The following is a 20,899-nucleotide window of genomic DNA, read 5'->3' on the forward strand; positions in this document are numbered from 1 at the left end:
TTATTTCTGGAGAAGCGCGCGAAGGCCGGCGACGAGTTGCGCGTCCTCGACGATGGACTCGTGGGTGGCGTCGACGTCGGTCTCCTGGGCCGTGCCGGCGGTGAGGGTCTGCCAGCTCGGGCCGTGCTCGACGGGGCCGCGGCCGGGGAGCGGGCGGGTGGCGCGCCAGACATGGACGTCCGATTGGAGGCGCGCGAGGCGGTGGCGGGCCAGGAGGTCGTCGTGGTGGACGAGGACTTCGAGGGCGGTGTCAAAGGCGGGGCCGGTGAGGGCGGCACGCTCGAGATCGCGGGCGAAGGTGGCGCGGTCGGTGCGGTGTCCGGGGAGGATGGCGCGCGTGTCGGCGATCGCGAGGAAGGCGACGGGCACGCCGGCGCGTTCCAGCTCGGCGGCCATGGCGGCGGCGATCCATCCGCCGAGCGACCAGCCGAGAAGGGCGTACGGGCCCTCGGGTTGGACGAGGCGCATGCGGCGCACGTACTCGCGCGCAAGGTCCTCGATGGAGGCGGCGCGCCACGCGGGATCCGTGTAGAGGGGCGATTGGATGCCGTGCACGGTGGCCACATCGGCGAGCGAGGCCGCGAGCGGGGCGTAGGCGCCGACGATGCCGTAGAGCGGGTGGACGCAGAAGAGATGCTGCGGGGCCTGGCTCGTGTTGAGGGCGACGATGTTCGACGGGGTCGATTGGGTTTCGATGTGGCGAGCCAGGGCCTCGGCGGTGCGTGCGGCGAACATGGCCTCCATGGAGAAGTGCGGAACGGCCCGGCGGCGGGCCGCGGCGGCAAGGCGAAGGACGGCGAGGGAGTCGCCGCCCGCGGCGAAGAAGTCGTCGGTGACGCCGAGGTCGCGGCGCTGCAGGACGTCTTGGAGGAGCTCGAGCAGGGTGGCCTCGAGGGCGGTGCGCGGGGGCACGGCTTCGGCGGGCGGCGGGTCGTCGGGACGCGGGAGGGCGCGTCGATCGAGTTTGCCGTTCGGGAGCAGCGGAAGGGCGGCGAGCGGCACGAGGACCGAGGGGACCATGTACCGCGGGAGCTGCGCCTCGAGGGCGGCGGTGATGGCGGCGGGCAAGGCGTCGCCCACGACGTAGCCGACGAGGCGTGCGTCGCTCGCGCCCGTGCGAGGGACGAGGGCGGCGACGGCGTCGCGGACGCCCGGGGTGCGGCGGAGGGCGGACTCGATGTCGCCGAGTTCGATGCGGTGGCCGCGCAGTTTGATCTGGTCGTCGCGGCGGCCGAGGAATTCGAAGACGCCGTCCTCGAGCACGCGGCAGATGTCACCGGTGCGGTAGATGCGGGCGCCGGGGACGAACGGGTCCGGCACGAAGACTGCCGCCGTGGCGCCGGGGCGCTCGAGGTAGCCCCGCGCGAGGGTGTCGCCTCCCACGCAGAGTTCTCCGATGCCGTACAGCGGCACAGGGCCGCCGTCTGCGTCGAGCACGTAGATGCGCCGGCTCGCGTGCGCGCGCCCGATGGGAACCACCGCGCGGGCGCCGTCCGCCTCTGTCGTTTCGTGCACGGTGCACGTCACCGTGATTTCCGTCGGGCCGTACCCGTTGGTCAGGCGCACCGGCGCGAGCGCGCTGGCGTGCCAGTGTTGCAGCATGTCCGGCGTCGCCGCTTCGCCGCCGATGAGCATCACCCGCAGCGCGGGCAGCGGCTCGCGCATGTGCGCAATGGCCTGCGCCCAGTACGCCGTCGACAGGTTCAACACCGTGACACGCTCCGCGACGAGGACCTCGTGCAGGCTCGTCCAGTCGGCTACCGACGGACCGCGCATCACGATGCGGGCGCCGGCGGCCAGCGTTGGGAAGATCTGCTCCACCGACGTGTCGAAGTTGATCGTGGCGAACTGGTACACCACGTCGTGAGAGTCGAGGGCGTAGGTCGCCGCGAAGTCCGCCGTGTGCAGCGCCAGGGCGTGGTGGCGGATGCCCACCGCCTTGGGTTCGCCTGTGGAGCCTGACGTGAACATCACGTACGCGAGCTCCTCCGGGTGCACCTCCGTCGACACGGGCGTGTCCGAGATGCCGTCGAGATCCAGCTCCGCGAGCACGCGTCGAACCCCGCCGGCCTGCACCATCGCGCGCAGCCGCTCCTCCGGGTAGCTCGGATCCAGCGGCACGTACGCGCCGCCTGCCTTCCAGATGCCCAGGCACGCTGCCACCATCGCCACCGAGCGCTCGACGCGGACGCCGATCCGCTCGCCCTTTGCGTTTCCGAGCTTGCGCGCGATCCGATTCGCCAACGCGTCGAGCTCTGCGTAGGTGAGGCGCTCGCCTTCGCAGGAGACCGCCTCGGCGTGAGGCTGCAGCTGCACCCGCTCGGCAATTTGTTGCGGGAGCAACAAGCCCCCCCACCCCAACCCTCCCCCGGAGGGGGAGGGAGCCCTGGCGTTCATGACACTCGCCATTTCCCCACCCTGGGCCCTGGCGTTCAACGCCGTTACGACTCCCTCCGGGGACGAAGCCCTGGCGCTCGCCGTTACGGCTCCCTCCCCCCCCGGGGGAGGGTTGGGGTGGGGGGGATTACCCGCCCGAATCGCATCGAGAACCCGTTCTCCCTCGCCGGCGAGCTGCTCGAGGATCGCCGTATACGCGTCCGCCATGGCCACCACCCGTGAGCGCGACACCTTGCGCGGATCCCATGACCACTCGACCTTGATCTCGGCGTCGTTGGGAACCACCGTCAAGGTCAGCGGGTAGTGCGTGCGATCGACGAGCTCGGAATGCTCGATGATGACGCCCACATCGCGGGAGAAAAGCTCTTGGTCGATGGGATAATTCTCGAAGACGATGATGCTGTCGAACAGCGCATCGCCCGCCCGCCCGGCCCACTGCTGCAACTCGTTCAGCGGGGTGTACTCGTATTGCCGCAGCTCCGTCGCCTCGCGCTGCAAGCCTTGCAGCCACACCGCCACCGGCAGATCGGGCGGCAGGTGGATCACCACGGGCAGCGTGTTGATGAACGGGCCGAGGATCCGATCCGAGCCATCCAACTCCGGCGGCCGGCCCGAAACGGTGGCCCCGAAGAGCGCCTGCCGCCGATCGGCCATGCGCCCCAGCACGAGAGCCCATGCGCCCTGCACCAGCGTGTTCAACGTGATCTGATGCCGCTGCGCACTGTCGCGCAGACGCTGGCTCGAGTCGGCCCCCAAGTGCCGCTCGAACGGCTCGCCCGATTCCGAGCCGAAACCGCTCGACCGCTGCGTGGCCAGCAACACGCCCGCAGGGTCGTCCACCCTGCGGAACTTCTCCTCCCAAAAGACGCGCGCGCTCGGGCGGCTTTGCAGCCACGCGATGTAGTGCCGGTACGGCACGGGAACGGGAAGGGTCAACGGCTCGCCGAGGGCGCGCGCGCCGTAGTCGGCGAGGATCTCGCCAAAGAGCTGCTGCGCGGCCCACCCGTCCGACAGCGCGTGGTGGCTCGTGCGGAACAGATCATAGGCACCGTCGGGGCGGCGAAACACGGCGATGCGAAGCAGCGGCGCCTCGTCCATCGCGAAGCCGCGCGCGAGATCGGTCTCCCGCCAGCGCGCGAGGCGCGCATCGTAATCGGCCTCGCCGGACCAATCGTGCTCGACGAACGGAAGCACCGCCTCGCGGTGAACCACTTGCAACGCCTCGCCGCCGTGGCGCCACTCGAAGTGCGTCCGCAGAATGTCGTGCCGCCCCACCGCCGACGACCAGGCCTCGCGCAACGCGGCGAGGTCCAGCTTGCCCCGCAGCGTCAGGCGCAGCTGGTTGATGTACGCACCGCGCGAAGGCCGCAAAAGGCTCTCGAAGATGAGCCCCTGTTGCAGCGGCGTGGCCGGGTACATGTCCTGGATGCGCACGAGCGGCAGGTTCATCGCCTCGAGCTCGGCCTGCGTGATGCGCGCGAGCGTGAAGTCCGAGGCCGTCGCCGCCGGCTCTGCGGAGGCGCAGTGCGCGGTGAGCGCCCGCACCTTCGCATCGAACGATGCCACGAGGCGCTCGACGGTGGCGCCGTCGAGAAGGTCCGGGCTGTAGCGCCAGCTCATGGATAGCTCGCCGTTCACGAGCAGGCCATTGAGCTCGAGCAGGTGCGCGAGCTCGCTCTCGGAGGTGACCGCCTCGCCCGCAGCCTCGCTGGCGAAACCGAATCGGCCTTCCGCCGGCAACGCGTCGTCGAAGCGCCCGAGGTAGTTGAAACTCACCCATGGCCGGGGCAGCGCCCGTGCGCGTGCGCGCACGTCGTCGTTGCCGAGGTAGGCGAGCAAGCCCCAGTCGATGCCCTTGTCCGGGATGCCGCGGAGGCTTTCCTTGACGGACTTCAAGGCGCGCGATGCGTCGGCCTCGCCCTCGAGCCAAATCGGGAATCGCGTGGTGAACCACCCGAGGGTGCGGCCGATGTCGGCCTCGTCGAGCACGTCCTCGCGGCCGTGGCCTTCGAGGTGAACGAGCGCCCCCGGCCCCGACGTCCACTCGGCCAAGGTCCGGGCGAGCGCCGTAAGGAGCACTTCGTCGATGCGCATGCGGTACGCGCGGGGCGCTGCCAAAACGAGTTGCTCGGTGGTCTCGCGATCGAGCTTCCAGTGCACCGCGCGGCTCGCGCCCATGCGGCGATCGCCGTCGCCGATGGCGGGTACGGAGCCCTGCGCGGCGCGGGCGAGCATTCGCTCCCACCAGGCGAACCGCTCCACCGCATCGCCCTGACGCGCATACTCCGCGAGGCGAACGGCCCAGACGCTCCACGGCGTGCCCGATGTCTCCACCGACGGCGCCTCGCCGCGTTCGGCCTCCAGGTACGCGGGCTCGATTTCCTCGAGCAGGATCCGCCACGACACCGCGTCGACCGCCAGATGGTGCACGGTGAGCAAGAGCCGCGTTTCGTCGTTGGGCAGAAGGAAATACCCCACGCGCAGCAGCGGACCGTGCGTGAGGTCGAGGCTCCGATGGAGGCGGTTGCATTCACGCTCGAGGGCTTCGGCCGGCTCGGATTCCTGGCGCAGATCGATCACGTCGAGCAGCGGATTCGTCTCCGCATCGACAACCCGCTGGGTCCATGCATCGCCCTCGCGCGTGAAACGCAGGCGCAGCGCATCGTGCCGCGCGACGATGGCCCCGAGTGCGCGCTCGAGCGCGGGCACACGGAGACCGCCGGCCACGCGCAGCAGGATCGACTGGTTCCAATGCGCCGGCCCCCACGGATGGCGCTCGAAGAAGCGCGCCTGGATCGGGGTGAGCGGAAGATCACCGCGCACCACCTGCTCCTTCGTGCGGCGCACGTGGATCGGCTTGGCCACGCGGGCCGCCGATTCGATGGTGGGCTGCTCGAACACCTGCTTCGGCGTGAGCTTCCACCCGGCCTCGCGCGCCCGGGCGATGATCTGCAAGCTGAGGATCGAGTCGCCGCCCAGCTCGAAGAAGTTCTCCGTGACGCCAATCGAGTCGCGCTTGAGAACGGCCTGCCAGATGCCCTGCAAGGTGGACTCGACGTCGTTGCGCGGGGCGATGCGCTCGGCGCCCTCGAGCTCCGGCTCGGGAAGGCCGCGGCGATTCACCTTGCCGTTGGGCAGCAGCGGCCATGCGTCCAGCACGATGAAGGCCGAGGGCACCATGTACGAGGGCAGCTTTTGCTCGGCCGCCGCGCGCAAGGCCTCCACGGTGGCGGCACCGGTGACGTAGCCCACGAGGCGCCGGCTTTCGCCCTCGCCCTTCACCTCCGCCACGGCGTCGACGACGCCGGGGCAGGCGCGCAGGGCAGCCTCGATTTCACCGAGCTCGATGCGGTAGCCGCGCAGTTTGATCTGGGCATCGCCGCGTCCGAGGAACTCCAGGGTGCCGTCGGGCCGCTCGCGGCAGATGTCGCCGCTGCGGTACAAGCGGCCCCCGGTGCGGGACGGATCGGGAACGAAGCGCTCGGCGGTGAGGCTCGGGCGCTCGAGGTAGCCGCGGGCGACGCTCGGGCCGCCGATGCACAATTCGCCGATGCCGCCGCACGGTACGGGCTGCCCCTGCACGTCGAGCACGTAGGTGGTGCGGCCGGGGAAGCCTTTGCCGATGGGAACGATGGCCTCGCCGCCATCCTCCAATTGGGTGCGGTGCCGGTGCGACGCCACGGTGGTTTCCGTGGGGCCGTACAGGTTGTCGAGCTTCACCTGCGCGAGCGGCCCCGAGAACCATCGTTGGAGCGCATCGCCGGCGAGCCCCTCGCCGCCGACCGTCACCTGACGAAGCCGCGGCAGCGACTCGGGAAGCCGGTGCACCCACTGCTGCCAATACGCCGTCGACAGGCGGGCGAAGGTCACGCCTTGATCGCGCAAGGTCGACGTCAGTCGTTCCAGCTCCCACGCGTCCTTGCCGCGCATCACCGAGCGCCCGCCACGGGTCAGCACCGGCAAGAGCTCGTGGAGCGAGACGTCGAAGTTGATCGTCGAGGTGAACAGGACGCGATCGCTCGGACCGATGCCGTACGTCGCGACGAAGTCGTCGACGTGGAGGCTGAGCGAGCGGTGGCTGATGGCCACGCCCTTCGGCCGCCCCGTCGAGCCCGAGGTGTAAATCACGTACGCGAGCTGCTCGGGGTGCGGCGAGGTCCATTCGCCCGCCGAAGGCTCATCCCCCACGCGGTCGACGCGAACGACGTCGAGCCCGGGGAATCGCGTCTCGGTGGTGGCGTCGCAGATCACCACGCGGATGCCGGCGAGCATCTCGCGCAGGCGCTCCTCGGGGTAGGTGGGATCGAGCGGCACGAACGCGCCGCCCGTCTTCCACACGCCGAGAAGGCCGGCCACCAACGCGGCCGAGCGCTCCACGCACAGGCCGACCAATTCATCGCGGGCCACACCGCGCTTGGTGAGCGCGTGGGCAATTTGGTTGGACCATGAGTCCAATTCGCCGTAACGCGTGACGGTGCCCTCGCAGTGGATGGCCTCGTCGTTGGGATTTTCGCGCGCGGTGCAGGTGATGCGCTGGAAAATCGGGTCGAAGGCGTAGCTCGGGATCTCTTGCGGGCGCGCGCGGCCGAGGACCAGCTCCCCGAGCCGTTCGTCCTTGGACGAGGCGAGCTGCCGCAAGATGGCCACGTACCCCTGCGCGAGGTCCTCGGCCCAGACGCGCTCGAATTTATCGCCGTCCCACTCCCACTCGAGTTTGACGTCGGACTCGGCCAGGACGGTCAGGGTGAACGGATAGTGCGTGCGGTCGGCACGCTCCGAGCGCTCGATGCGCAGGCCGACGTCGACGGAGCGGGACTCCGTGTCGATGGGGAAGTTCTCGAAGGTGAAGAGCGTGTCGAAAAAGTCTTCCCCGCCGAGACCGGCCCAGCGCTGCACGTGGGAAAGGGGCGTGTGCTCCTGGTTGCGCAGGTCGTTCGCGTGGCGCTGAAGGTCCGCGAGCCATGCTCCGACGGGCTGACCCGGCGGGAGATCGATCCAGGTGGGCAGCGTGTTGATGAAGAGGCCCACCATCTCCATGGATCCGGGCAGCTCCGGCGGGCGTCCCGAAACGGTGGTGCCGAAGATGGCCTGCGCGGCGTTGCCGTAGCGGCCGAGGACGATGGCCCACGCCCCCTGCATCACGGTGCTCAAGGTCACGGCCTGGCGGCGCGCCAGCTCTTTGAGATCGCGCACGAGCGCGGGGTCGAGGCCGTCGAGGCGATGGTGCGTGCCCGGTTCGAGAATGCGCGCGCGGCCGAACGAGGGACGAAGGCGCGCAGGGTTGGCGAGCCTCTGCAGGGCGCCGCGCCAGAAGGGCTCGGGGCTGGGGCGCGCGGCGAGCCAGGCCACGTAATCGCGGTAGGGCACCACCGGGGCGAACACGGCGGGCGCTCCCGCGTGATGGGGGAGATGGGCGCGGTAGGCGGCGATGACGTCGCCGAACATGCGGGCGCTGCTCCAACCATCGGAGAGGGCGTGGTGCATGGTCCACACGACGTCGTGTTTTCCGTCGGGCCGGGTGAACAGGGCCACGCGCATGAGCGGCGGGCGCTCGGCATCGAAGCCGCGTGCAACGTCGTCGCGGCAGAAGGCGGAGAAGCGCTCGGCGTACTCGGTGCTTGCGGACCAATCGTGGACGGAGAACGGCACATCGAGGCGGCGGTGCACGACCTGGAGTGCCTCGCCGCCATGCCGCCACTCGAAGCATGTGCGAAGGATGTCGTAGCGCGCCACCACGGTCTCCCACGCGCCGCGCAGCGCACCGATGTCGAGCGTGCCGGCCATGGTGAGGCGCAGTTGGTAGACGTAGAGCCCATCCTCGCTTCGCGCCATGCTGTGGAAGACGAGGCCCTGTTGGAGCGGCGTGGCCGGGTAGATGTCCTGCACCTCGCCGAGCGGCAGCTCGAGCCGCTCGAGGGTGTCCTGGCCGAGGCGCGCGAGGGGGAAGTCCGCGGCGGTGGCACTGCGCGGGGCGGTGGCGCAGTGCTCGATGAGGCTGCGCAAGGTGGTGTCGAAGGTTCCAACGAGGCGCTCGGCGATGGCGGCGTCGAGCGCGTCCGGGCTGAAACGGAAGGTGACCGAGAGCGTACCCTCGGCCACGAGGGCGTTCACGTCGAGGGCGTACACCATGGCGGTGCGCGGGTCGACGTTGCGGCCGGCGGACTCGGAGGCAAAGCCGAAGGGGCCCGCGGCGTCCAGCGCCTGGTCGAACTGGCCGAGGTAATTGAAGCTCACCTGGGCGCGCGGAAGGGCCGCCGCCGCCTCGCGAAGGGCGGGCTCGGAGGCATGGCGGAGCAGGCCCCAGTGCAAGCCTTTGTGGGGGATGGACCGGAGGCGCTCCTTGACGTTCGTGAGCGCGCGCACCGGTTCGTCCGGGGTCTCGAGCCAGACGGGAAAGCGCGTGGTGAACCAGCCGACGGTGCGGCCGATGTCGACGTCGGCGAGGACGTCCTCGCGGCCGTGGCCTTCGAGGTCGAGCAGGGCGCCCGCGTTGCCGGTCCACTGCGCGAGGGCGCGGGCCAGGGCGGTGAGGAGCACTTCGTCGACGCGCATGCGGTACGCGCGCGGGGCTGCCTCGAGAAGGCGGCGCGTGGTCTCGGGATCGAGCTCGCAGGTGAGGGTGCGGGCCGTGTGGAGGCTTTGGTCACCGCCTTCGGCCATCGGGAGGGAGCCGTGGGCACCGGCGAGCGCGCCGGTCCACCAGGCGAGCTCGGAGCGGACGTCCTCGCGGGCGGCGTAGTCGTGCAGGCGAACCGCCCACGCGCTCCACGGGGTGCCGGTCCGCGGGAGGGACGGCTCTTCGCCGCGGGCGATGGCGGCGTAGGTGAGCTCGAGTTCCTCGAGCAGGATGCGCCAGGAGACGCCGTCCACCGCGAGGTGGTGCACGGCGAGGAGAAGGCGGTGCTCGTCGTTTGGAAGCCGGAAATAGCCGGCCCGCAGGAGCGGACCGCGCGCGAGATCGAGGCTGCCTTGCAGGCGGTGGCCTTCCGCATCGAGGAGGGCCATGGCATCGGGGGCGTCGCGCAGGTCGACGACGTCGACGTGGAAGGGCGCGCCGGAGTCGGCGACGTGCTGGCGCCACGCATCGCCGGTTCGCGTGAAGCGAAGGCGCAGGGCATCGTGCCGCGCGATCATGCGGCCAAGGGCGCGCTCGAGGACCTCGAGGGAGAGCTCACGGCCGACCCGAAGGAGGACCGACTGGTTCGAGTGCGCAAGACCTCGAGGGTGGCGCTCGAAGAAGCGCGCTTGGATCGGGGTGAGCGGGATGTCGCCGCGCACGGGCTGCTGCGCCTCGACCTCGAGATTCGCCTCGATGGCCTGGGCGACGCGCGCGGACGATGCGATGGTGGGCTGCTCGAAGACCTGGCGGGGTGTGAGCTTCCATCCCGCTTCGCGCGCACGGGCGATGATCTGGAGGCTCAGGATCGAGTCGCCGCCCAGCTCGAAGAAGTTCTCGGTGACGCCGATGGATTCGCGCTTGAGAACGCCTTGCCAGATCTTCTGCAAGGCCGTCTCCGCCTCGGTGCGCGGGGCCACGTGCTCCGTGGTTTCCAGCTCGGGCTCGGGCAGGGCGCGGCGATTCACCTTGCCGTTCGGCAGCAGCGGCAACGCGTCCAGCACGACGAATGCCGACGGCACCATGTATGACGGCAGCTTTTGCTCCGCGGCCGCGCGGAGCGCATCGACGCTCGCCGCCCCCGTCACGTACCCCACCAGACGACGCGACTCCCCTTCCCCCTTTACCTCCGCCACCGCCTCCGTCACGCCTTCGCAACGGCGCAGCGCCGTTTCGATTTCTCCCAGCTCGATCCGGTAGCCCCGCAGTTTGATCTGCGCGTCCGCTCGTCCCAGGAACTCGATCACCCCGTCCGCGCGCTCTCGGCACACGTCCCCACTTCGGTACAACCGTCCGCCCTCCGCGTGCGGATCCGGTACGAACCGCTCCGCCGTCAGGCTCGGGCGCTCCAAGTACCCCCGCGCCACGCTCGCTCCGCCGATGCACAGCTCCCCCACTCCCCCTGTCGGAACCGCGTTCCCCCACCGATCCATCACGGACGACGTCCGCCCTGGGAACGTCTGCCCGATCGGGACGATCGTCTCCCCGCCGTCGGCCGCCTGCGTCCGGTGACGGTGCGAGGCCACCGTCGTCTCCGTCGGGCCGTACAGGTTGTCCAGCTTCACCGTCGACAACGGCCCCGCAAACCAGCGTGCGAGGGCGTCGCCGGCGAGCCCCTCTCCGCCCACCGTCACCTGCCGCAGCTTCGGCAACGCCTCCGGCAACCGATGCACCCACTGCTGCCAGTACGCCGTCGACACCCGCGCGAACGTCACCCCTTGCTCGCGCAACGTCGTCGTCAACTGCTCCAGCTCCCACGCCTCCTTCCCCCGCATCACCGAGCATCCGCCACGCGTCAACACGGGCAACAATTCGTGCAGCGACACGTCGAAGTTGATCGTCGACGAGAACAACACCCGGTCTTCTGCTCCTATCTCGTACGTCTCCACGAAGTCGTCCACGTGCAGGCTCAGCGACCGGTGGCTCACTCCCACGCCCTTCGGACGCCCCGTCGATCCCGACGTGTAGATCACGTACGCCAGCTGCTCCGGGTGCGGCGTTCCCCACGCTCCCTCATCAGGCTCCACGCCGACCTCGTCGATCCGAACCACCTCGGCATCCGCGAATCGACCCGCCGTCGCCGCGTCACACACCACCACCCGAACCCCGCTCAGCATCTCCCGCAGCCGCTCCTCCGGGTATGTCGGGTCCAGCGGCACGAATGCACCGCCCGATTTCCACACCCCCAGAAGACCCGCCACCAACCCCACCGACCGCTCCACGCACAAGCCCACCAGCTCGTCGCGCTTCACCCCGCGCTTCACCAGCGCTTGTCCCACCCGGTTCGACCACGTCTCCAACTCTCCGTATGTCGCCACCGCTCCCTCGCACCACACCGCCTCCTTCTTCCCGTGCGCACGCGAGGCTCGGCTCACCCGCTCCCCCACCGCGTCAAACCGATACTCCGGCACCGACTGCGCGCATGCGGGCCCCGTCACCAGCTCGCCCACGCGCGTCGTGTTTTCCGCTGCGGCGAATTGCTCGAGGACCTGCGCGTACGCACTCGCCAGCGATTCGGCGAGCGCGCGCTCGATGCGGGCGCCGTCCCACTCCCATTCGATGCGCAGCACGGGATCGGCCTGGAGGGTGAGGGTCAGCGGATAGTGCGTGCGGTCGGTCTTCTCCATGGCCGTCACGTCGAGCGACACATCGTCCTGACGCATGGCCTCGTGGATCGGGTAGTTTTCGTACACGAGCAGCGTGTCGAACAGGGCTTCGCCCGTGCGCTTGGCCCATTGCTGCACGTCGCGCAGTGCGGTGTGTTCGTATTGGCGTAGCTCCGTGTTGTGCGTCTGCAGGCGCTGGAGCCACGCGGCGACCGGCTCCTCGGCGCGGAGGTCGACCCAGACGGGGAGGCTGTTGATGAACAGGCCCACCATTCGCTCGACCCCCGGAAGATCCGCGGGGCGCCCCGAAACCGTGGCACCGAACACGACGCGATCGCGGTTTCCAAAGCGGCCCAACACGAGCGCCCATGCCGCTTGCGCGAGCGTGCTCAGGGTGATGCGCCACCGCCGCGCGCATTCCTTGAGACGCGCGTCGACGTCGGTGTCGAAGCGGTGCGCCAGCTTGTGTGACCCCGGCCGCGGCGGCGAGGGACGGCGCACACTGGGGAGAAGGCCCGCGGCGGCGTCGGCCTGCGCGATGCGCGTGCGCCACCATGCTTCGGCGCTCGGTTGCTCGCGCAACCATGCCACGTAGTGACGGAACGGCGGTACGCGGGAGGTGAACGCGGCCTCGGGGTTGCGGTAGGCTTCGAGCACCTCGCCGAAGACGCGCGAGGTGCTCCAGCCGTCGAGAAGTGCGTGGTGGATCGTCCACACGAGATCGTGCACGCCATCGGGGCGTTGCACCAGGCGGGCACGCATCAGGGGCGCGCGATCGAGGGCGATGACGTCGTGGCCGGCGGCGCCGAGTTGCATGTCGAAGTCGATGTTCGCGGCGCGCTCCACGACCTGCAGCGGCTCGCCACCGTGGCGCCATTCGAAGCGCGTGCGCAGGACGTCGTAGCGGTCCACGACACGGCGGAAGGCCGCGCGAAGGGCCTCGACGTCGAGCGCGCCGCCGAGGGTGAAACGGAATTGATCGACGTAGAGGCCTTCGCCGCCGGCGTGCAAGGTGTGGAAGACGAGTCCTTGCTGCGCCGGGGTCGCGGGGTACACGTCCTCGGCGGCGGCGAGACCGAGCGCGTCGATCTGAGCGTCCGTGAGGCTGGCCAGTGGGAAGTCGGCCGCGGTGGCGCGCGGCTCGGCGGTGGCGCAATGCTCGACGAAGCGGCGCAGATGGGCCTCGAAGCGCTGCGACCAACCGCGCGCGGTTTCCTCGCCCAGTGCGGCGGCGTAGCGCAGTCGCACCGAGAGGGTGCCGCCTTCGATCAGCGCGCTCACGTCGAGGGCGTGGGTTTCCCGGAGCGACGACGACGCGGTGCTTCCGGACGACTCGCGCGCAAGGGAGAACGAGCCCTCGGCGGTCGTTTCGAAGCGGCCGAGGTAATTGAAGAGAACCTGCGCACGTGGAAGCGCCCGCACGGCGGCGCGCTCGGCCTCACCGGCCAAGTGCGCGAGGAGCCCGAAGTGAAGGCCCTTGTTCGGCACCGAACGAACGCGGTTCTTCGCAGACAGCAAGGCGGTGCGGTCGTCCTCGATGGACTCGACCCAGAGGGGAAACGCCGTGGTGAACCAGCCTACGGTGCGGCTGACGTCCACATCGGTGCCCAGGTCTTCGCGCCCGTGGCCCTCGACGTCGACGAGCAGGCCCCCACCGGACGGGGCGACCGCGCGCGTCAGGGCCGTGAGAAGAAGCTCGTCGACGCGCAAACGGTACGCACGCGGCGCGGCTGCCAAGAGGGCGCGGGTCGCGTCCGCGTCGAGGGTGAAGGCGATCTCCTGCGCCTCGCCGCGGGCGCGGGCGACGTTCAGCGCGGGCATCGTCGTCGCAGGGGCGAGTGCCTCGGTCCAATGCGCGAGCTCTGCGCGCACGTCGGCGCGGGTCGCATGCGCCGCCAAGGCCGTGACCCACGCGGTCCATGGCGCGCTCGGCGCCGGGAGCTGGGCCCTCTCGCCGCGGAGTGCGGCGCCGTACGCGGCCTCCAACTCCTCGAGGAGCACGCGCCACGAGACGCCGTCCACCGCCAAGTGATGGATGGCGAGCAGCAGACGCCCCTCGCCTTCGGCAACCGCGAAGTGGGCCGCGCGCAGAAGTGGGCCGCGTTCGATGTCGAGACTGCGGTGGATGCGCTCGCCTTCTTCGTCGAGGCGCTCGGCCCAGGGCGTTCCCCGCAGATCGACGGAGGTGACGCTCGGCGGGGTGGGAAGCGCCTCGGGGCGCAGGACGCGCTGCGTCCACGTGCCGGCCGGTCCGCGGTGGAAGCGAAGGCGCAGGGCCGCGTGGCGCACGATCAGCGTGCCGAGTGCGGCTTCCAGAGCGCGCAGGGAGACATCACCCGAGGTGCGCAGCAGGACGGATTGGTTGTAGTGCGACGGCGTCTCCGAGGCCCGCTCGAAGAGCGCGGCTTGGATCGGCGTGAGCGGCAGGTCACCGTACGTCTCGGCCGCGCCGAACGAGGCCCCAAACGTGGCCACGCGCGCGAGCTCCGCCACCGTAGGCTGCTCGAAGATCTGCTTCGGCGTCACGCGGATGCCGAGCGCGCGGGCGCGGGCGACGATCTGGAGGCTCATGATCGAGTCGCCGCCCGCGTCGAAGAAGTCGTCGCCGGTGCCCAGATCGGTGCGCGCGAGCACGGCCTCCCAGATGGCCAAGAGCTGCCGTTCGAGCTCCGTCGCCGGTGCGGTGCGGCCGGCCGCCGAACGAAGTGCCGGCTCCGGCAGGGCGGCGCGGTCGACCTTGCCGCTTCCACCGACGGGCAGCGCGGGAAGGACGACGATGGCCGAAGGGACCATGTATGGGGCGAGCTTGCTCTCGAGCTCCGCGCGCAGGCGCGGCTCGTCGATGTCGCCCGCGACGTAGCCGACGAGCCGGCGGGCCTCGCCGGTTCCGCGGAGGATGGCGACGGCTTCGCGCACGCCCTCGCAGCCGAGGAGGGCCGATTCGATTTCGCCAAGCTCGATGCGGTAGCCGCGCAGTTTGATCTGGTGATCGCGGCGGCCGAGAAATGCGATGACGCCGTCGTCGAGGAGGCGGCACACGTCGCCGGTGCGGTAGACGCGTTCGCCGGGCACACGCGGATCGGGCACGAAGCGATCGGCGGTGGCCGCGGGACGCTCCAAGTAGCCCCGGGCCGTGGGGTCGCCGCCGACGCAAAGTTCGCCCATACCGTAGAGCGGCACTTCGTTGCCGTCGCCGTCGAGTACGTAGATGCGACGGCTCGCGTGGGCGCGGCCGATGGGGACGACGGCCCGCTCGGCGTCGGCGTCCGTCGTTTCGTGCATGGTGCACGTGACGGTGAGCTCGGTGGGCCCGTAGGCGTTGATCAGGCGTACACCGCCGAGGGGGCTCGCCTTCCAGCGGCGCACGGCGCTGGGGAGGACTTCTTCGCCGGCGACGATGAGCAAGCGCAACGCCGGCAGCGGCTCCGTGCGGATGTGCGCGATGGACTGCGCCCAGTACGCCGTGGGGAGGTAGATCGCGGTGACACGCTCCGCGGCAAGGACGTCGTGAAGGGCATCCCAGTCGGGTACGCCCGGACCGCGCAGGACCAGGCGCGCGCCGGCGGCCAAGGTCGGGAAGATTTGCTCGACGGAGGTGTCGAAATTGATGGTCGCGAACTGGTAGACGCAGTCCGACGGGGTCACGGCGTACATCGCCAGGTAGTCGGCGGTGTGGACCGCCAGGGCGCGGTGGCTGATGCCCACCGGCTTGGGTTCGCCGGTGGAGCCCGAGGTGAAGATGACGTACGCGAGCTCGTCGAGGTGCACCGCCGGGAACGGGAGGCGGTCCGCCGCGTCGCGAATCCGTTCGACATCGACGACGGTGGTGCCCTCGAGCGCGCGCGATGCGCGACGCGCGCTCCCGGGGTCGGCCACGACGCGGCGGATGCCGCCTGCCTGGACCATCGCGCGCAGCCGCTCCGCGGGGAAGGTGGGATCCAGCGGGACGTAGGCCGCACCCACCTTCCAGATCGCCAGGCATGTCGCCACGACGGCCACGGATCGATCGACGCACACGCCGATGCGCTCGCCGCGGTGTGCGCCGGTCGCGAGGAGCGCGGTCGCGATGCGGCTCGCCAGGGCATCGAGCTCGCCGTAGGTGAGGCGCGCGCCGTCGCAGGAGACGGCTTCGACGTGGGGCGTTGCGTGGACACGCGCGGCGATCTGATGCGGGACTCCCCCCCACCCCGACCCTCCGCCTCCGGGGGAGGGAGCCGAAACGACACTCGACGTTGCGGCTCCCGACGTTGCGGCTCCCTCCCCCTCAGGGGGAGGGCTGGGGTGGGGGAGCGTCGGGGCACGAAGGGAGAGGGTGCCCACGGGGCGGTCGCCGTCGGCGGCGAGCTGCGAGAGAACCTCGACGTAGTGCTGGGCCAGGGCCAGGGCGCGGGGGCGCGCGATTTTCTCGCCGTCCCATGCGAACTCGAGATGGATCGCGTCCTCCTTCGGGAGGATGAGAAGCGTCAGTGGGTAGTGCGTCCGATCGCTCGCCTCGAAGTGCACCGTGGCCACGGAGTCGGTGCGGCGGAGCACCTCGTCGACGGGATAATTCTCGTACACGAGGAGGCTATCGAAGAGCGCTGCGCTCGAACGGCCAGCCCATTGTTGGATGCGCGCCAGCGGCGTGTGCTCGTACTGGCGCGACTCGCTTCCGCGCCGCTGCAACGCCGCCAGCCACGCCGACACGGGCTGCGCCGGCTCCAGATCCGCGATGAACGGGAGGCTATTGATGAACGGCCCCATCATGTTCGCAGCCTCGGGCAGCTCCGCAGGACGCCCTGCCACGGTCACGCCGAAGACGACCCGGCGAAAGCTCCCGAACCGCGCCAGCACCAGCGCCCACGCGCCCTGCACCATCGTCCCGAGCGTGACCTTGTACCGCCGCGCCGCCGCGCGCAGGCTCTCGCCCCGTAGGCTCACCGCATGCCGGTGAATGCCCGCCTCGACCCGATCGGGCCGCCCCAACGCGTCGGTGAGCCGGCCCGCCGCCCCCGCGTTGGCCAGCTCCGCACGCCACCACGATTCCCCACTCGGCCTCGCCGAATACCATTCGACGAAACGCCGGAATGGCACCGGTGATTCGAATACCGCCGTCGTGCCGGTCACGCGTGCCCGGTAGTCGCGCACGATCTCGGCGAGCAGCCGCGCCGTGCTCCACCCGTCGAAAATCGCGTGGTGGTTCGTCCACACCAGATCCAGCGCGCCGTCCGGACGCAAAAACGTATTCACCCGCAGAAGCGGCGCCTCGGAGATGTCGAAGCCGCGCGCCAGATCGTCGGCGCGGAACGACGCGAGCCGCGCTTCGTAGTCGCCCTCGCTCTGCCAATCGTGGTCGGCGTACGGCAGCGTGACGTGGCGCCGCACGGCCTGCAGCATCGCGCCGGACGGCATCGACTCGAACTGCGTGCGCAAAATGTCGTGACGCGCGACCGCAGCCTCCCACGCCGCGCGCAACGCCGCCGCATCGGTGCCGCGCGCCAAGGTCGCACGCCGCTGGTTGACGTACACGCCCTGGCCGGGTGCGAGCAAATCGTGGAAGACGAGGCCCTGCTGGATCGCCGTGGCCGGGTACACGTCCTCGACGTCGCACTCCGCGGCATGGGCCACGAGCTCGCCGAGACGGCGCTCGAAGTCGCCCGCGAGGCGAGCCACGGTGGCCTCATCGATGGCCCCGGGCACATAACGCCAATGCACGGCCAGCCCGCCGTGCGAGACCACCGCGAGCACATCGAGCGGGTGCGCCATCGTGCTCTCGGGATCGATGGCATCGCCGGCCGACTCTTTGGCGAGGAAGAACCGCGACGCCGCATCCATGCCGGAGTTCACGCGCCCGAGGTAGTTGAAGCTCACCACTGCACGCGGCAGGGCGCGGACCTCGCGCTGCACCGCCTCGTCGGGGTGGTATGCGAGCACGCCCCACGAGAGCCCCTTCTTGGGGACCGTTCGCAACGTCTCCTTCACGGTCTTGAGCGCATCGCCCGGCCCACGCGCGGGCGCGATCCACACCGGGAAGCGCGTGGTGAACCAGCCCACGGTGCGGCTCGGATCGAGCCCGATCGCAATCTCCTCGCGCCCGTGCCCTTCCACCTCGATGAGCGCCCCGGGCCTCTCGCCCCATGCCGCCAGCGTCTGCGCCAGCGCGGTGAGCAACACTTCGTCGACCCGCATCCGGTACGCCTTGGGCGCGCCATCGAGAAGCTGTTGCGTGGCCATCTCGTCCCAATGGCGAACGATCGCGCCACCGGCCGCCACCCGCGTATCTGCCGCCTCGCCGAAGGGCAGCGCCGCATCGATGCCACCGAGCACGCCACGCCAGTACGGGAGCGCCTCGAGTGCCTCGTCACGTTTCGCGTACGCCGCGAGCTCCGACGCCCACGCGCTCCACGGCAGAGGGGCCGCGGCGGTCTGCGGCGGTGCGCCGTCAAGGGCGCGCTCGTAGGCCTCGCCCAGCTCGTCGAGAAGAATGCGCCACGAGACGCCGTCGATGGCCAAGTGATGCACGGCGAGGAGCAGCCGGCCCTCGGCGTCACCCGTTCGGAAATAGCCGGCCTTGAGCAGCGGCCCGTGCTCGAGGTTCAAGCTTCGCTGCAGACGCTGCGCCTCGTCGTCGAGCTTCGCGACACCCTGACGCAGATCGACCGTCTCGAGCAGCGGCGCCGTCTCCTCGGCGGCCACCTGCGAGGTCCAGCGGCCCTCCACACGGGCGAACCTCAGACGAAGGGCGTCGTGCCACGCGACCAGTGCGCGCAACGCCGCCTCCAGCGCCGGTACCTCGAGCTCCCCGCGCACGCCCAGGAGCACCGACTGGTTCCAGTGATGGCGCCCCTCCGGGTTTCGCTCGAAGAATCGGCGCTGGATCGGCGTCAGCGGAAGCTCCCCGCGAACCTCGTCCCGGGCCTCGGGCGCCTCGCCCACCGGGCGGGCGAGCTCCGCGAGGCGGTCGATGCGCGGGTTGGCGAAGAGGTCCTTCGCCGTGAACACCAGGCCTGCCTTGCGGGCGAGCGCAACCACCTGCAACGTGAGGATCGACTCGCCACCGAGCGCGAAAAAGTCGTCGGTCACCCCGAAGTCGTGCCGCCCGAGCACGCGCTGCCACACCTCGAGCAGCCGGCCCTCGTTCTCATCGCGCGGTGCCACGCGCTCTTCGAGCACCGCGTCCTCCCGAGGCTCCGGAAGCGCGGTGCGATCGATCTTCCCGTTCGCGGTGAGCGGCAACGCCGCGAGCACCGTGATGACGGCCGGCACCATGTACGCGGGGAGCTCGGCGCCGAGGGCACGCTGGAGGGACTCTCCGCCGAGGCGTGCGCCGACCACGTAGCCGAGCAGACGCATGCGACCGCGCGCATCGGGGCGCGCGATCACGGCGGCGTCGCGAACACCGGGGAGCGCGCGCAACCGCGACGCGATCTCCTGCGGCTCGACGCGGTAACCGCGGATCTTCACCTGGTCGTCGAAGCGCCCGAGGAACTCGACGTCGCCGTTGGCGAGGTGCCGCGCTTTGTCGCCGGTGCGGTACAGACGGCTGCCGGCGCGGCCCCGTGCGTCCGGCACGAAGCGCTCTGCGGTAAGCCCGGGCCGCCCCAGGTAGCCACGCGCTACGCTCTCGCCGCCGATGCCGATCTCGCCCACCGCCCCGCGCGGGCTCGGTTCACCGTCGCCATCGAGCACGTACACGCGGGCGTGCGACAGCGGCCGGCCCAAGGGAAGCGCCAGGCGCAACGTCTCGGCACCGTCGTGCGTGAGCACGCCCACGGTCGTCTCCGTGGGGCCGTAGTGGTTCATCACGTGGCACGCCGGCGCCAACACCGCGATGCGCGCCGCAAGCTCCGCCCCCGTCGTCTCGCCGCCGAGCACCAGACAGCGGGCCGGCAATACCCCGGAGGCATCGCTCGCTTCGAGCAGGGCCGCCAGGTGGCTCGGTACGATCTTCAACGCGTCGATGCGGTGCTCCCGCATGTACGCCGCGAAGCGATCCGGATCCATCGCGCGCGCCTCGTCGACGATGTGCAAGGTGAAGCCACCGAAGAGCGCACCGAAGAGCACCGTGTGCCCCAGATCGGCCGACGGTGTCGAGGCATACGCCGCGCTGGCGAGCCCCGTGGGCAGGCGCAAGGCGAGCGAGTGCACGTACGCCGAGAGCGCGCCATGGCTCACGACGACCCCCTTGGGCCGGCCCGTGGTGCCCGAAGTGTAGATGACGTACGCCGCTTGCTCGGCCCGCGGCACGACCATCGAAGCCGGGGCAACCCCTTCGGCGTCGGAGGCCACGACGGCGGTGCCCTCGGGAACCCATGCCGCCGTCGCATCGGTAATCACGACGCGCGCCCCGCAATCGCCGAGCTGCCACGCAAGCCGCTCCTCCGGTAGGCTCGGATCGAGCGGCACGTACGCGCCGCCGGCACGCCACGCGGCAAGGATGCCCACGACGAGCTCCGCGGACCGCGGGAGGCACAAGGCGACGGTGCTCTCGCGGCGTACGCCCAACTCGACGAGTTTGGACGCCAGGCGGCCGGCCCATACCCACAGCTCGCCCCACGAGAGGGTGCGCCCCCCGTGCACCAGCGCGGACTCGGCGGTGCGGGTGCGCGCGAGCTCGGCCACCCGCGCGAGCACGTTGCCCTCCCAGGTGCGTCCTTCGCCCCAGGCCTCGGCCGCGCACGCCAGCTCGATGCGATCGACATTCGCATCCGGCTGCGCGATGACCGCCTCGAGCAACGCCGCGTAGTGCTCGGCCATCTGCTCGATGGTGGCGGCCTCGAACGCGCCGCGCGAATAGTCGAACACCAGGCGGAACGCCCCCGCCGACTCGGTGACGTTGAGGGAGAGGGCAAACTTCGCATCGCCCGCCTCGAGGGCATGCGGTTCGACGGTGAGTCCGGGGAGCCCGGCGAGAACACGCTCGTCGAGGTCCTCCATGTTGAAGGTCACGTCGAAGAGCTTCGCGCCGGCGCTGCGATCCCCGAGGGCACTCTCCAGGCGCGAGAGCGGCACGTCTTGGTTCGCCCGGGCCTCGAGCACCCGCACGCGCACCTGCTCGAGCAGCGACGCGAAGGTCGCGCCGTGGGCCACGTCGATGCGCAGCACCAGCGTGTTCACGAAGAAGCCGATGACCCCGTGCGTCTCCCGCCGCTCGCGGCCCGAAAGCGGCACACCGATGCGCACGTCCCGTGCACCGCCGAGACGGGACAGCAGCGAGGCCCAGACGGTCAGCAAGGTCATGAACGGCGTCACGCTGCGCGCGCGTGCGAGCTGGCGCAACGCCTCCGCACGCGCACCGCCC

At 70.6% G+C, this 20,899-nt stretch carries 1 protein-coding gene (cut by a window edge); it reads right to left on the reverse strand.

Annotated elements, in window-relative coordinates; translation table 11 throughout:
• A protein-coding gene (locus tag LVJ94_46535) for a non-ribosomal peptide synthase/polyketide synthase (GenBank protein WXB04350.1) crosses the window boundary here: on the reverse strand, positions 1-20,899 show its 3' portion. It continues 848 nt past the right edge of the window; the window shows 20,899 of its 21,747 coding nt (coding positions 849-21,747); its start codon lies off the right edge, out of view — the gene reads right to left on this strand; the stop codon is at positions 1-3.

The organism is Sorangiineae bacterium MSr11367, from assembly GCA_037157805.1.
Taxonomy (GTDB): domain Bacteria; phylum Myxococcota_A; class Polyangia; order Polyangiales; family Polyangiaceae; genus Pendulispora; species Pendulispora rubella.